The 12,985-nt window shown below is 71.5% G+C and carries 14 protein-coding genes; 6 read left to right on the top strand and 8 right to left on the bottom strand.

Going from position 1 to position 12,985, the window contains the following annotated elements:
• Nucleotides 1-5: 5 nt before the first annotated feature.
• The 3 genes from H8838_RS04225 to H8838_RS04215 form a co-directional block, all read right to left on the bottom strand.
• Nucleotides 6-1,436, bottom strand: coding sequence for a protealysin inhibitor emfourin (locus tag H8838_RS04225; protein WP_224766370.1), 1,431 nt, complete (start codon nucleotides 1,434-1,436; stop codon nucleotides 6-8).
• Between the two features lie 95 nt (nucleotides 1,437-1,531).
• Nucleotides 1,532-2,500, bottom strand: a complete 969-nt coding sequence (locus H8838_RS04220) for an MBL fold metallo-hydrolase (RefSeq protein WP_185996000.1) — start codon at nucleotides 2,498-2,500, stop codon at nucleotides 1,532-1,534.
• A gap of 6 nt (nucleotides 2,501-2,506) precedes the next feature.
• The gene (locus H8838_RS04215) at nucleotides 2,507-3,019 is read right to left on the bottom strand and encodes a ferritin (protein ID WP_185995999.1); all 513 of its coding nucleotides are present in this window, start codon (nucleotides 3,017-3,019) and stop codon (nucleotides 2,507-2,509) included.
• Nucleotides 3,020-3,138: 119 nt separating this feature from the next.
• Here H8838_RS04215 and H8838_RS04210 point away from each other — a divergent pair, with 119 nt between their 5' ends.
• The 3 genes from H8838_RS04210 to H8838_RS04200 all read left to right on the top strand — a co-directional run bounded on the left by H8838_RS04210 (nucleotide 3,139) and on the right by H8838_RS04200 (nucleotide 5,858).
• Nucleotides 3,139-3,507: a DUF6188 family protein gene (locus H8838_RS04210; protein WP_185995998.1), complete on the top strand. Its 369-nt coding sequence runs from the start codon at nucleotides 3,139-3,141 to the stop codon at nucleotides 3,505-3,507.
• A gap of 103 nt (nucleotides 3,508-3,610) precedes the next feature.
• Nucleotides 3,611-5,506 (top strand): translational GTPase TypA, encoded by a 1,896-nt coding sequence (typA, locus tag H8838_RS04205; RefSeq protein ID WP_181311677.1) that lies wholly within the window; start codon nucleotides 3,611-3,613, stop codon nucleotides 5,504-5,506.
• Nucleotides 5,507-5,648: 142 nt separating this feature from the next.
• Nucleotides 5,649-5,858 (top strand): hypothetical protein, encoded by a 210-nt coding sequence (locus H8838_RS04200; RefSeq protein WP_181311678.1) that lies wholly within the window; start codon nucleotides 5,649-5,651, stop codon nucleotides 5,856-5,858.
• A 71-nt stretch (nucleotides 5,859-5,929) separates the two neighbouring features.
• On the opposite strand, the gene H8838_RS20175 is transcribed toward H8838_RS04200, so the two are convergent.
• Nucleotides 5,930-6,061: a hypothetical protein gene (locus tag H8838_RS20175; protein WP_258236570.1), complete on the bottom strand. Its 132-nt coding sequence runs from the start codon at nucleotides 6,059-6,061 to the stop codon at nucleotides 5,930-5,932.
• Nucleotides 6,062-6,127: 66 nt separating this feature from the next.
• Between H8838_RS20175 and H8838_RS04195 the strand changes: the two genes are divergently transcribed.
• Nucleotides 6,128-6,388 (top strand): hypothetical protein, encoded by a 261-nt coding sequence (locus H8838_RS04195; protein ID WP_185995997.1) that lies wholly within the window; start codon nucleotides 6,128-6,130, stop codon nucleotides 6,386-6,388.
• Between the two features lie 21 nt (nucleotides 6,389-6,409).
• Here H8838_RS04195 and H8838_RS04190 read toward each other — a convergent pair whose 3' ends face one another.
• A complete protein-coding gene (locus H8838_RS04190; RefSeq protein ID WP_185995996.1) occupies nucleotides 6,410-7,030 on the bottom strand; it encodes a TetR/AcrR family transcriptional regulator in 621 nt (206 codons plus the stop codon).
• Between the two features lie 108 nt (nucleotides 7,031-7,138).
• On the opposite strand from H8838_RS04190, the gene H8838_RS04185 reads away from it, so the two are divergent.
• Nucleotides 7,139-8,320: an acyl-CoA dehydrogenase family protein gene (locus tag H8838_RS04185; protein ID WP_185995995.1), complete on the top strand. Its 1,182-nt coding sequence runs from the start codon at nucleotides 7,139-7,141 to the stop codon at nucleotides 8,318-8,320.
• A 91-nt stretch (nucleotides 8,321-8,411) separates the two neighbouring features.
• Nucleotides 8,412-9,170 (top strand): SDR family NAD(P)-dependent oxidoreductase, encoded by a 759-nt coding sequence (locus tag H8838_RS04180; protein ID WP_185995994.1) that lies wholly within the window; start codon nucleotides 8,412-8,414, stop codon nucleotides 9,168-9,170.
• Nucleotides 9,171-9,179: 9 nt separating this feature from the next.
• Here H8838_RS04180 and H8838_RS04175 read toward each other — a convergent pair whose 3' ends face one another.
• The 3 genes from H8838_RS04175 to H8838_RS04165 form a co-directional block, all read right to left on the bottom strand.
• Entirely contained in the window at nucleotides 9,180-9,350 is a 171-nt protein-coding gene (locus H8838_RS04175; RefSeq protein WP_224766369.1) for a CstA-like transporter-associated (seleno)protein, read from the bottom strand.
• Nucleotides 9,347-11,557, bottom strand: coding sequence for a carbon starvation CstA family protein (locus tag H8838_RS04170; protein WP_185995992.1), 2,211 nt, complete (start codon nucleotides 11,555-11,557; stop codon nucleotides 9,347-9,349). Before H8838_RS04170 ends, H8838_RS04175 begins: the two co-directional genes overlap by 4 nt.
• Nucleotides 11,558-11,667: 110 nt before the next feature.
• Complete coding sequence (locus H8838_RS04165; protein WP_185995991.1) at nucleotides 11,668-12,966, bottom strand: PucR family transcriptional regulator; 1,299 nt, start codon at nucleotides 12,964-12,966, stop codon at nucleotides 11,668-11,670.
• Nucleotides 12,967-12,985: the final 19 nt, after the last annotated feature.

The following is a 12,985-nucleotide window of genomic DNA, read 5'->3' as shown; positions in this document are numbered from 1 at the left end:
CTGTCTCAGGCTGTCTCAGGCCGTCCGCCGAACCGCTCCACCAGGTCGGCGAGCTGCCGCAGCTCGTCGCTCAGCTGCGGCTCGGCGACCCGCCACGGCTCGCGCCCGGGGAGGCTGAAGGTGTAGACGAATCCGTCCGCCACCGGCAGCGCCGGCGGCGCCTGGGCTGCCTCGCCCCGGGCCGACTCCACCGACCGCAGGAGGGGCCCCAGCTCGGCGCTGCGCACCTCGGGCGGCACCTGCCCGAGATCGAGCCGCAGCGTCGTGGTGATCCCGGCGAAGCCGCCCGACCGGGTGACCACCACCTGGCCCGTGGCCGGGACCGGCGCGGGCACCGGGGTGGGCGCCGCCTCCTCCCCCACACCGGTGGCGCCGGACGTCGCGGTGACCCCGACGTCCGCCCATGCCTTCGCCACCAGCCCCGCCGCCTCGGCGTCCCAGAGGTCGGCCGCTGCTTCGACGGTGGCCGCGGCGAAGCCGGCGAAGTCGCTGCGCGGCCCGACCCGCTCGCCGGTCAGCGCGGCGTACCAGACCAGTCCGGCGCGCTCCCAGACCCGGCCGCCCAGCGCGAGCGCGGCCAGGTGGAAGGCCCTGTTGGGGATGCCCGAGTTGAGGTGCACGCCGCCGTTGTCCTCCTCGGTGACCACGAAGTCGTCCAAGTGGGCGACCTGCGGGTCCCTGCCGAGCACCGGGTCGTCGTACGCCGTGCCGGGGGCCGCCAGGTCGCGCAGCGCGCGGGCGCGCACCCCGGGCAGGAAGAGGCCCTCGCCGATCAGCCAGGACGCCTGCTCGACCCGGTGGCCGGCCAGCCACTGCAGCAGGCAGCTGGCCAGGATGTCGGCGACCGACTCGTTGAGCGCCCCGGGCTGGTCGGCGTAGACCAGCCGGGCGCTCGCGTCGATCACCGCGTGCCCGAACTCGTGGGCCAGCACGTCGACCGGTTTGGTGAACCGGTCGAAGACCTTGCCGTCGCCGTCACCGAAGACCAGCTGGCGCCCGTCCCAGAAGGCGTTCTCGTAGCGCTCCCGGTAGTGGACGCTCAGCACCACCGGAGCTCCGCGTCCGTCGTAGGAGTCCCTGGCCAGGGCCTCGGCGAAGAACCGGAGCGTCTGCTCGATCCCTGCGGCGGCCTCGTCGACGGCGAGGTCTCCGGCCACCGGGTCGCCGGGTCCGCGGACCGGCCGGCCAGGCAGCCGGGTGCCGTGCTCGGCGTCGTGCACCCGCCAGGCGAGCCCTGGCTCGGCCACCACCGGGATCTCGGTGTGGGCGGAGAGCCCGGCCCGGGAGCCTTCGGTGCGGCGCATGTCGCGGAACGACTCGTCGGCCCGGAGGGTGTCCTGGCACAGCGCGGCTGTCCCCGGGTCACCGGACCTGGCGATGCGGCGCAGCAGGTACGGCGGGACGAACCCTCCGCGTGCGCTCCGGTCGTCCGTCATCTGGCTCCCCGATCCGTGGGCCGGTCACGTCCCCCGAAGGACGCACCGTGCCAGCAGGACTACCAGACGGCGGGACTGCTGACCAGGGTCGCGACTCAGCCTGCTTCGCCGTCTGCTGCCCTCGCCCCGCTGGTCGCCCACGGGTCGGTGCGGACCCAGAGCTCGGGCAGGTGGAGCCGGACGCCGTCGCGCTGGGCCAGTCGGCCGAGCCGCTCCATGGTCACGTCCAGGTCGTCGCCGGCGTACGGCAGGCCGCGCACCGGCGCGGTCAGCGAGCGGAAGAAGTCGTCCCAGTGCACCAGCACCACGTCCTGGGCGCCGACCCGGCCGACCGTCTCGGCCCAGTACTGCTCGACGTAGGCGGGCTCCATCAGGCCGAGCTGGCCGATGCCGAGGTAGACGACCTCGGCGCGGTGGCCGGCCAGGTTGCCCGGGACGCAGCCGGCCGAGCCCTGGACCATCAGGCGCCGGCCGCTGGGCACGTGGTGGAGCAGCGTCGACCACGCCTCGCCGCACCGGTACGCCGTGGACCGCGCGCGCCGCGGCACCGGCTCGGTGATCCTCCCCGGGAAGCGGTCGGGCGGACAGTGCGAGCCCTCCACCAGGGTGATCTCGTAGGCGCCGATCGTCAGCGTCTCGCCGGCTGCGACCACCCGGATCCGGTCCTCGGGCAGCCCGTGGCCACGGGCGACCAGCGCGGTGGACTCCCCGCCCACCACCAGCGCACCGGTCCGTGCGGCCACGGTCGCGGAGTCGAGCACGTGGTCGTAGTGCGTGTGCACCGGGAGCACCGCGTCGAGTCGGTCGATCCCGGCCCGGCCCAGCGCCTGGTCGATCCGCGCCTCGTCGGGGACCAGGCGGCCGAGCCCCGTCCGGAGCAGCCCGGGGCGGGAGAAGAAGCCGTCGGTGAGCACCGCCGACTTCCCGTCGTCGAGCAGGACGGTACTCACCCCCAGCCACGTGACCGACGGGCCGTCCGCCGGGGTGGCCCCGGGGACGGCCGGCGTCAGGTCACGCAGCCCGGCGTAGGCCTGGACGTCCGGTCGGCCCAGCCGCAGCCGCACCCGGGGCTACTTCGCCTCGGTGGTGGTGGTCGGGCGCTGACCGAGCTCGTCGTCGAGACGCAGCAGGCCGGGGCCGTCCTCGTTGATCAGCTCGACCCGGCCGACGATCTCGCTGACCGTGGCCTCCTCCTCGATCTGCTCCTCCAGGAACCAGTTGAGCAGCGGGCGGGAGTCGAGGTCGCCCTCGGACTCGGCGAGCCGGTAGAGCGAGCGGATCGAGGCCGAGACCTTCTGCTCGTGCGCCAGCGCGGCCTGGAAGACCTCGAGCACCGTGGTCGCGGTGACCTCCGGGGCGCTCAGGGCGCCGATCTTCGGGTGGTTGTCGCGGTCGGCGACGTGGTCGATGAACTTGTTGGCGTGGACGATCTCCTCGTCGGCCTGGTGCCGCAGCCAGGCGGCCATCCCGGGAAGGTCCTTCAGCTCCATCTCGATGGCCAGCTGGCGGTAGACCATCGAGGCGTGCAGCTCGAGGGTGATCTGGGCGTTGAAGGCGTCTTCGAGGGTCTGGGTCAGCTTCATGCCGCAACCCTAGGCGGGGACGCCGAGCGCCGCATCCAAGGCAAGTCTTGCCTCAGATCTCTTGTTCCAGACCTTCGGTCCCTTGTCACAGATCCTTGGGTCCCGACAGGCTGACGCCCGTGATCGACCTCGCCGGCAAGGCACTGACGGGCGTGGAGCTCGACGACGCGAGCATCCTCCACCTCACCATCGACGGCGGCTGGCTCCTCTCGGTGGAGAACGACTACGAGCTCGTCACCGCGGAAGGTCGTCATCGCACCCTCGACGGGGCTGAGACCCTGATGGTGTCGTCGCTGACGGGCCAGGTGGGCAGGCTGGTCAGGGCGTTCGCCATCGAGGGAGACGGCAGCCTCGTCGTCACCGTGGGGGACGTCGGGCTGAGCGTGCCCGCCTCGTCCGACTACGAGTCCTGGAACCTCGTGGGGCCCGACCGGGTCCTCGTCGTCTCCATGCCGGGAGGTCAGCTCGCCACCTGGGGCGTGGCCTGAGCCCGCCTGTCGTCGCCGAATCAGGCCCAGTGGCACCCAGCCCTTAGACTGGCGGACGGCCCGAACGGGTCCACGACCCGATCCGAAAGTGACACCGCACTTCATGTCTTCCACTCGCAGGAACGACCTGCGCAACGTCGCCATCGTCGCCCACGTCGACCATGGCAAGACCACCCTCGTGGACGCGATGCTCCGCCAGGGCGGCGCGTTCACCGCTCACCAGGCCGAGGGCGTGGCCGACCGCGTCATGGACTCCGGCGACCTGGAGCGGGAGAAGGGGATCACGATCCTCGCCAAGAACACCGCGATCCACTACGCCGGTCCCGCGGCCGAGGGCAAGCCGATGGTCATCAACATCATCGACACCCCCGGCCACGCCGACTTCGGTGGTGAGGTCGAGCGCGGCCTCTCCATGGTCGACGGCATCGTGCTCCTCGTGGACGCTTCCGAGGGCCCGCTCCCCCAGACCCGGTTCGTGCTCCGCAAGGCGCTCAACGCCGGCATGCCGGTGATCCTGGTGGTCAACAAGACCGACCGTGGCGACGCCCGGATCGCCGAGGTCGTCGACGAGACCTACGAGCTCTTCATGGACCTGCTCGACGAGACCCACGGCCAGGACGCGCTCGACTTCCCGGTCGTCTACGCCTCCGGCAAGGCCGGGATCGCCGCCCTCACCGCGCCCGGCAACGGCGAGCTGCCCGAGGGCGACAGCCTGGAGCCGCTGTTCAAGACGATCCTGGAGACCATCCCGGCCCCGGAGTACGACGAGGGCGCGCCGCTGCAGGCCCACGTCACCAACCTCGACGCCTCGCCGTTCCTCGGCCGACTCGCGCTGCTCCGGATCCGTCAGGGCAACCTGAGGAAGGGCCAGACGGTCGCCTGGATGCGCCGCGACGGCTCGGTCAAGAACGTCAAGATCACCGAGCTGCTGGTCACCGAGGGCCTCGAGCGCCAGCCGGGCGAGTCCGCCGGCCCGGGCGACATCGTCGCCGTCGCCGGCATCCCGGAGATCACCATCGGCGAGACCCTCGCCGACGCGGAGAACCCGGTCGCGCTGCCGCTCATCCACGTCGACGAGCCGGCGATCTCCATGACCATCGGTACCAACACCTCGCCGCTGGTCGGGAGGGTCAAGGGCTCCAAGGTCACCGCCCGCCTGGTCAAGGACCGGCTCGACTCCGAGCTGATCGGCAACGTCTCGCTCCGCGTGCTCCCCACCGAGCGCCCCGACGCCTGGGAGGTGCAGGGCCGCGGCGAGCTGGCCCTGGCGATCCTGGTCGAGCAGATGCGGCGCGAGGGCTACGAGCTCACCGTCGGCAAGCCGCAGGTGGTCACCAAGGAGATCGACGGCAAGGTGCACGAGCCGTTCGAGCGCCTCACCATCGACGCGCCGGAGGAGTTCCTCGGCACCATCACCGAGCTCCTCGCCGCCCGCAAGGGCCGCATGGAGGGCATGACCAACCACGGCACCGGCTGGGTGCGGATGGAGTTCGTCGTCCCGGCCCGCGGCCTGATCGGCTTCCGGACCGACTTCCTCACCGAGACCCGCGGCACCGGCATCGCCCACCACATCTCCGAGGGCTACTTCCCGTGGGCCGGCGAGATCCGCTCGCGCAACAACGGCTCGCTGGTCGCCGACCGCGCGGGTGCCGCCACGGCGTACGCGATGACCTCGCTGCAGGAGCGCGGCGTGATGTTCGTCGAGCCCACCACGGAGGTCTACGAGGGCATGATCGTCGGCGAGAACTCCCGCGCCGACGACATGGACGTCAACATCACCAAGGAGAAGCAGCAGACCAACATCCGGTCCGCCACCTCCGACAACTTCGAGAAGCTGATCCCGCCGAAGAAGCTGTCGCTGGAGCAGTGCCTGGAGTTCTGCCGCGAGGACGAGTGCGTCGAGGTCACCCCCGACACCGTTCGGATCCGCAAGGTCGAGCTGGACGCCAACGTCCGCGCCAAGCACGCCTCGCGGGCGCGCAAGGCCAACAAGAGCTGATCCGCTCAGCCCCTGCGAGAAGGGCCCCGGTCACCTGGTGACCGGGGCCCTTCTCGTTTCGCGGCAACGCCCGGTGGTCGGCCCGAGCGGGCGTCGCGGTTTCCCGCTAGCGTCGGTCCGGACGTCGATCTCGGGGGGACCCATGCTGCGCACTCTTGGCCGTTACCTCGGCCTCCTCAAGGAGGACGGGACGCCCGAGACGGAGACGGACTGGTGGTTCGTGGCCGCCTGCTGCGTGGCCATCTTCGCCTTGTCGCTGCTGGACCTGCCGTACTGGGGCTTCCTCGGGCTCTGCGTCCTCACCCCGACGCTGGTCGTGCTCGGGGCACACCTGATCGACCGACTGCGCTGAGCGCACGTGCACCCTTCTTGCTGCCGATCCGCCGGCTCGGCAGCAAGAAGGGTGCACGTGGTCGCTCGGGGCTACTGGCCGTCGGGGCGCCCCTCCTCGGGCGCGTTGAGGGTCGGCTCGGTGTCCTGGTCCTCGGACTCGGCGCCGGACTGCTCCTCGAGGGTCTCGTCGGTGGGCTGGGGCTCGTTCTCGTGTTCGCTCATGGTCGACCCGTACCCAGCCCGCTGTGCCACACTCGCGAGGTCATCGGGGACGTCGGAGGGGGAACGATGAGGAACGTCGTGAGGACGATCGGGGAGTACGTGGGACGCACCGGCGATGGGCGCAACCCCGAGGGGTGGGAGTGGCTCTGGTTCGCGCCGTACGTCATCCTCCCGATCTTCATCATGCGCCTCGATCTCTCTTTCCTGGAGACGCTCCTGGCGTCGGCGGTCCTGGGTGTGCTGCTGGGTCTGCTGCTGGGCCTGGCACGGATCGGCGTGGCGACCCTCCGGGGCCGCTGGTCGCCTCCGCCGCCCCCGTCGAGCTGACCGGTCCGCCCGCCCGCCGCGTCAGTCGCGCCCGACCGCCAGGGCGTGGACGACGAGCGAGGCCAGCTCGGCGTACGCCTCGGCATCGGTCATCTCCATCCGGGCGAAGAGCTCGCCGCGCTGGATCGCCTCCATCGTGGCAGCCACGACCTCGGCGACGAACTCGGCGTTGACCGCGCGGAAGGACCCCGCCTCGATCCCCTCGGCGATCAGTGTGCGGATCCGGGCGGCGGCCGCCGCGGTGTTCGTCGAGTAGACGTCGGCGGTGGCACGGGAGGCGAGCAGGTCCGTCAGGAACTCCCGCGACAGCGGGCGGAGGTAGTCGGCGACCGCGAGCAGGTACGCCGTGACCCGCTCCCCCGGATCGCCGGCCTGCTCGACCCGCGCCTCCACGACCGGCACCGAGGCGCGGAAGTACTCCCGGACCGCCTCCAGCACCAGCTCCTGCTTGGAGGGGGCCAGCGCGTAGAGCGTGGTCTTGGAGCAGCGCAGCCGCTCGGCCAGGTCGTCCACGGTGAACTGGGAGAACCCCTCGGCCGCGAGCAGGTCGACGAGGCGGCGCAGCAGGTCCTGCTGACGCGCCGTACGCCGTCGCGGGGACGACGGACGGGGGCGGCCGGACAGGGAGGCGTCGCGGTCCATCGGTCCTCCTCAGTGCCCGGGCCTGGATGCAGGTCCCGCGTAGGATACTGAGATCGATACTGCCGAGTGCCATTCAGTATCGCAATGCCCACCCGCCTAGGAGCCCCGATGACCGCCACCCGCCGGATGCCGACCGAGGAGTCCGCCGAGCTCCTCTCCCTGGTGCGCGAGCTCGCCGCCCGCGAGCTCGCCCCGCGCAGCGCCGAGGCGGAGCAGACCGAGACCTTCCCCCGCGACGTCTTCCGGCTGCTCGGCGAGGTCGGCGTGCTGGGCCTGCCGTACGCCGAGGAGCACGGCGGCGGCGGCCAGCCCTACGAGGTCTACCTCCAGGTGCTCGAGGAGATCGGCGCGGTCTGGTCGTCGGTGGGCGTAGGCGTCTCGGTGCACGCGCTCTCCTGCTTCGGGCTGGTCAACTTCGGCACCGAGGAGCAGAAGCGGCAGTGGCTGCCCGACATGCTCGGCGGCGACCTGCTCGGCGCCTACTGCCTCTCCGAGGCGCACGCCGGCTCCGACCCGGCCGCGATGCGCACCACCGCCCGCCTCGACGGGGACGAGTACGTGCTCAACGGCGCGAAGGCCTGGACCACCCACGGCGGCCAGGCCGACTTCTACAAGGTGATGGCGCGCACCAGCGACGACCGGAACGGCATCAGCTGCTTCCTGATCCCGGCCGACACCCCCGGCCTGAGCGCCGACGCCCCCGAGCGCAAGATGGGCCTGACCGGCTCCACCACCGCCACCATGCGGCTCGACGACGTCCGGATCCCGGTGGAGCGCCGCCTCGGTGCCGAGGGCGACGGCCTCAAGATCGCGCTCGCCGGCCTGGACTCGGGCCGGCTCGGCATCGCCGCGGTCGCCACCGGGCTGGCCCAGGGGGCGCTCGACCAGGCGGTCGCCTACGCCCGGGAGCGGGAGACGTTCGGCAAGCCGATCATCGACCACCAGGGTCTGGCCTTCCTGCTGGCCGACATGGAGGCGGCCGTGCAGACCGCCCGGGCGATGACCCTGCACGCGGCCCGGCTCAAGGACGCCGGCCTGCCGTTCTCCCGGGAGGCCTCGATCGCCAAGATGGTCGCCACCGACCACGCGATGAAGGTGACCACCGACGCCGTCCAGGTCTTCGGCGGCTACGGCTACACCCGCGACTTCCCGGTCGAGCGCTACATGCGCGAGGCCAAGGTGATGCAGATCTTCGAGGGCACCAACCAGATCCAGCGGATGGTCATCTCCCGCTCGCTGGCCAAGAACGACCGGGGGCCGATCACCCACTCCCCCGCCGGCCACGCCTGAGCCTCGACCTACGCTCACCCCGACCGTCCCCCCTCGGGTCGGGCACCCCCGCCCGGCCGACCAGGAACACGCCACAGGAGGCATCCCACCCGTGAACGTCAACGACACCGCCGCCATCGTCACCGGAGGTGCCTCCGGGCTCGGCGCCGCCACCGCCGCCGCGCTCGCCGCCCAGGGCGCGCAGGTCTTCGCCTTCGACCTGCCGACCGCCATCGAGAACGCCCCCGAGGTCGCGGGGGTGACCTACGTCGGCGTCGACGTGACCGACGCCGAGCAGGTCGCCGCCGCCGTGGAGACCGCCGCCGGCACCGGCGTCCCGCTGCGCACCGTGGTCAACTGCGCGGGCATCGGCCCGTCGATGCGGATCCTCGGCAAGAAGGGCCCGCACGACCTCGCGCTCTACGCGAAGGTGGTCCAGGTCAACCTGATCGGCACCTTCAACGTGCTCACCCTGGCCGCGGAGAAGATCGCCGCGACCGAGCCGCTCGAGCACGGTCAGCGCGGCGTGGTGATCAACACCGCCTCGATCGCGGCGTACGACGGCCAGGTCGGCCAGGCCGCCTACGCCTCCTCCAAGGGCGGGGTCGTCGGGCTCACCCTGCCGGCCGCCCGCGACCTGGCCCAGCACGGCATCCGGGTGCTCACCATCGCCCCGGGCCTGGTCGAGACCCCGATGCTGGCGACGGTCTCGGAGGAGTTCCGCGCCGGCCTCGCCGCCGGGGTGCCGTTCCCGGCGCGCCTGGCCCGGCCCGAGGAGTACGCCCAGCTCGCCCTGTCGATGGTCGAGCACGACTACCTCAACGGCGAGGTCGTCCGGATGGACGGCGCGCTGCGGATGGCTCCGCGCTGACGCAGTCCTTCAACAACACCGCGACCGGGCCGAGGACTCCAGGTGCTCGGCCCGGTGGCGTTCGAACTCCCGCCGGGTCATCGGCTCGACCCCGAGCCGGCGGCACTCGCCGAGGTAGTCGTCCCACTTCGCCTCTCCGGTGAACTCGCGGACGAGCCGCCACACGCGCGCGACGCTCACGGCCGCTCGTCCCACGTCCCCCGGACCGACATCGGCTCGCTCTCCTCCCAGCGGCGGATCGCCTCCTTCTCCTCGGGGGTGGCGAAGAAGTCCGCCGGGGCGACCAGGTACGACGGCTGCGCCGGCACCTCGGTGGTCGGCAGGCCGCCGGCACGCAGGGCCTGCACGCACACCACCAGGGCGTTGACCACCACCACGATCACCAGCAGCGCGAAGAGCGCCTGCAGCGTCCCGTTGAGCGTGGAGTTGAAGATGATCTGGTCCATCTGGTCGGGGTCGGCTGCGGGGGCCAGCAGCTCGCCGGCGTCGCGCGCCTCGGCGTACCGGGAGCGCTGGGAGAAGTAGCCGATCGCCGGGTTGTCGGAGAAGACCTTCTGCCAGCTGGCGGTCATGGTGACCACCAGGTCCCAGACCAGTCCGATGCCGGGCACCCAGACCCATTTGGCCTTGCCGTGCTTGATCAGCAGGGTCGCGCACAGGGTGAGCGCGATCGCCGCGAGCAGCTGGTTGGCGATGCCGAAGAGCGGGAAGAGCTGGTTGATCCCGCCGAGCGGGTCGGTCACACCGACGTACAGCATGTAGCCCCACAGCGCGACCACCACCGCGCTCGCCGACCAGGAGGCGGGCTTCCAGGACAGGTCGGCGTACCGGGGCCAGAGGTTGCCCACCGTGTCCTGCAGCATGAACCGGCCCACCCGGGTGCCGGCGTCGACGGCGGTGAGGATGAACAGCGCCTCGAACATGATTGCGAAGTGGTACCAGAAGGCGGCCAGCCCGCCGCCGAACGCCTCGGAGAAGACCGACGAGATGCCGAAGGCCAGGGTGGGCGCGCCGCCCGTGCGCGAGATCAGCGTCTCCTCCTCGACCGACGCGGCGGCGGCTTGGATGTCCGCCGGGCTGATCGAGAAGCCGAGGTTGGTGACGAACTCCGCGGCCGTCGTCGGGTCGACGCCGGTCACTCCCGCCGGGGAGTTGATCGCGTAGTAGAGACCCGGGTCGATCACGCACGCGGCGATCAGGGCGCTGATCGCGACGAACGACTCCATCAGCATCCCGCCGTAGCCGATCATCCGGACCTGGCTCTCCTTCTGCACCATCTTCGGGGTGGTGCCCGACGAGATCAGTGCGTGGAACCCCGACAGGGCCCCGCAGGCGATGGTGATGAAGACGAACGGGAAGAGCTTGCCCGCGAAGACCGGGCCGTCGCCGTCGATGGCGAAGTCGGTCACCGCCGGGCTCTGCAGCACCGGGTTGGCGATCACCAGGCCGACCGCGAGCAGCACGATCACGCCGATCTTCATGAAGGTGGACAGGTAGTCACGCGGGGTGAGCAGCATCCACACCGGGAGGATCGAGGCGACGAAGCCGTAGACCACCAGCGCCAGGGTCAGCTGCTCCTTGGACAGGGTGAGCGCACCCTCCAGGCCCCAGGAGTCGACGTACCCGCCGCCGATGATGGCCAGGAGCAGCAGGACCACGCCGATCACAGTCACCTCGGCGACCCGGCCGGGTCGCAGCACGCGCAGGTAGAAGCCCATGAAGAGCGCGATCGGGACGGTCAACCCGATCGAGAAGACGCCCCACGGCGACTCGGCCAGGGCGTTGACCACCACCAGGGCGAGCACCGCCAGGATGATGATCATGATCGCGAAGACGGCGATCAGCGCGGCGATCCCGCCGACCAGCCCGATCTCCTCGCGCACCATCTGGCCCAGCGACTTGCCGTCGCGGCGCATGGAGAAGAAGAGCACCACCATGTCCTGCACGGCGCCGGCGAAGATGACGCCGACGATGATCCAGATCGTGCCGGGCAGGTAGCCCATCTGCGCGGCCAGCACCGGACCCACCAGCGGTCCGGCGCCGGCGATCGCCGCGAAGTGGTGGCCGAAGAGGACGTGGCGCTGGGTGACGTCGAAGTCGCGGCCGTTCTCCAGCCGCTCGGCCGGGGTCGCGCGCGCGTCGTCGACCTGAAGCACCTTGTAGGCGATGAACCGGGCGTAGAACCGGTAGGCGATCGCGTAGGAGGAGAGCGCGGCGAACAGGATCCACAGCGCCGAGACCTCCTCCCCCCGGGAGAGCGCCAGCACGGTCCAGCAGGTCGCGCCGATCAGCGCGATCAGGATCCAGACCGAGGTGGAGACCGCCCCTGGACGTCCCGAGGGCGGCGGGGGCTGGGTGGGGACGGCGCGGGTCGTCTGCTGGGACATGGCACTCCTCCGAGAACGGCCGCTCCCCGGGCCGGGACGCGAGCCACCCCTGATTGGTACTCCGCTGTGAGGTGGATCACAAGAGGCAACGCCGACCGGCGGTGGGGTCGCTAGGGCTGCTCGGGAGCCCGGAGCACCACCGCGCCCAGGACGTGGCACGCGTGCAGGGCCAGCTCGAGGTCGAGCCGCCCTTCGACCACCGGACGTCCCCGCGCGGCCTCCGCCTTGGCCAGCCGGTACTTCACGGTGTTGCGGTGCAGCACCAGCCGCTCGGAGGTGTCGGTCATCGAGCCGGTGGCGAGGTAGACCCGGACGGTCTCCCGGAGCCGCGCCGCGCCCTCGGTGTCATGGGCCAGCGCGCCCAGCACCTCACCGACCCAGCGCCGCGCCGCGGGCAGGTCACGGGCCAGGAGCGCGATCACCGCCATCCCGTCGTCGCCGTAGGAGACGACCTGGTTGCGCTCGGAGGGAGCGGCGGCGGCGATGCCCCGCACCGCGCTCGCCTGCTCCAGCGAGCGCCGGAAGCCCACCACCCGGTGGCTCGGCGCCCCCAGGGCAGCGCGGATCTCCGGGGTCCGGGACAGCACCGCGCGCAGTGCCGCCACGTCGTCCGGGCCTCCGCCCTGCACGCCGAACCAGACCCGTGCAGTGCTGCGGTCCACGGGCGTGAACAGGTGCGAGGCGCTCCTCAGGGCGGACGCCGCGACCTGCGCGCTGGAGCGCAGCCGGTCGATCAGGTCGACACCCTGGTTGCCTCCCTCCACCCAGAGCACCATGGCGAGGTGCTCGTGGTCGAGCCGGTAGCCGGTGGTGCGGGCGAAGTGCTCGAGGTCGACCGGCTCACGGTCGAGCACCCGCTGGACCAGCTGGGAGACGTCGGAGGCGTTCTGGAGGAGCAGGGCCTGTCGCTCCTCCTCGTGGACGTCCATCACCACCCGGGTGATCCAGTCGACGTAGGTGTGCAGCCAGCCGGCCATGTGGTGCAGCAGCCGCAGCTTGAGGTCGATGGCGCAGTCGAGCCGCTCGATCTCCTCGAAGAACCAGGCCAGGAGGTCGTCGCTGCCGATGTGGTAGGCCCGGCGCAGCGGTGCGGCGCTGACGCCGGCACGGGCCAGGCGTACGGCGTACTCGGACGCGGCGGTGACCGGCTGCTGCTTCTCCAACGGGATGTCGTTGCGGAGCATGTGCAGGATCGTGGCGATGTTGCCCTCGACGCTGGCGTGCAGCATCCCGGTCAGCTCGGAGTCGTCGAGGTCGTCTATCGCCTGCTCGATCGCCTCGTTCATGGAGTCGTTGAGCTCCTGGTGGCGCTCACCGAGACGCTCCGCGACGACCGCCACCAGGTCACGGAGCTGGGCCGCCTCCGACGCTCCGGCCGCTGCGAGGCGGCGCTCCAGGCGTTGGCTCACGCTCGACCTCCTCCGCAGA

It is taken from the genome of Nocardioides campestrisoli (assembly GCF_013624435.2).
In the GTDB taxonomy this organism is placed as follows: Bacteria; Actinomycetota; Actinomycetes; order Propionibacteriales; family Nocardioidaceae; genus Nocardioides; species Nocardioides campestrisoli.
This window is presented reverse-complemented; position numbering and strand designations above follow the sequence as displayed.

What these genes read in the sequence shown, in the direction of transcription:
- H8838_RS04225 (WP_224766370.1), bottom strand. Translation starts at nt 1,436, where the DNA reads ATGACGGACGACCGGAGCGCACGCGGAGGGTTCGTCCCGCCGTACCTG.
- H8838_RS04215 (WP_185995999.1), bottom strand. Translation starts at nt 3,019, where the DNA reads ATGAAGCTGACCCAGACCCTCGAAGACGCCTTCAACGCCCAGATCACC.
- typA (WP_181311677.1), top strand. Translation starts at nt 3,611, where the DNA reads ATGTCTTCCACTCGCAGGAACGACCTGCGCAACGTCGCCATCGTCGCC.
- H8838_RS04200 (WP_181311678.1), top strand. Translation starts at nt 5,649, where the DNA reads ATGCTGCGCACTCTTGGCCGTTACCTCGGCCTCCTCAAGGAGGACGGG.
- H8838_RS20175 (WP_258236570.1), bottom strand. Translation starts at nt 6,061, where the DNA reads ATGAGCGAACACGAGAACGAGCCCCAGCCCACCGACGAGACCCTCGAG.
- H8838_RS04195 (WP_185995997.1), top strand. Translation starts at nt 6,128, where the DNA reads ATGAGGAACGTCGTGAGGACGATCGGGGAGTACGTGGGACGCACCGGC.
- H8838_RS04190 (WP_185995996.1), bottom strand. Translation starts at nt 7,030, where the DNA reads ATGGACCGCGACGCCTCCCTGTCCGGCCGCCCCCGTCCGTCGTCCCCG.
- H8838_RS04185 (WP_185995995.1), top strand. Translation starts at nt 7,139, where the DNA reads ATGACCGCCACCCGCCGGATGCCGACCGAGGAGTCCGCCGAGCTCCTC.
- H8838_RS04170 (WP_185995992.1), bottom strand. Translation starts at nt 11,557, where the DNA reads ATGTCCCAGCAGACGACCCGCGCCGTCCCCACCCAGCCCCCGCCGCCC.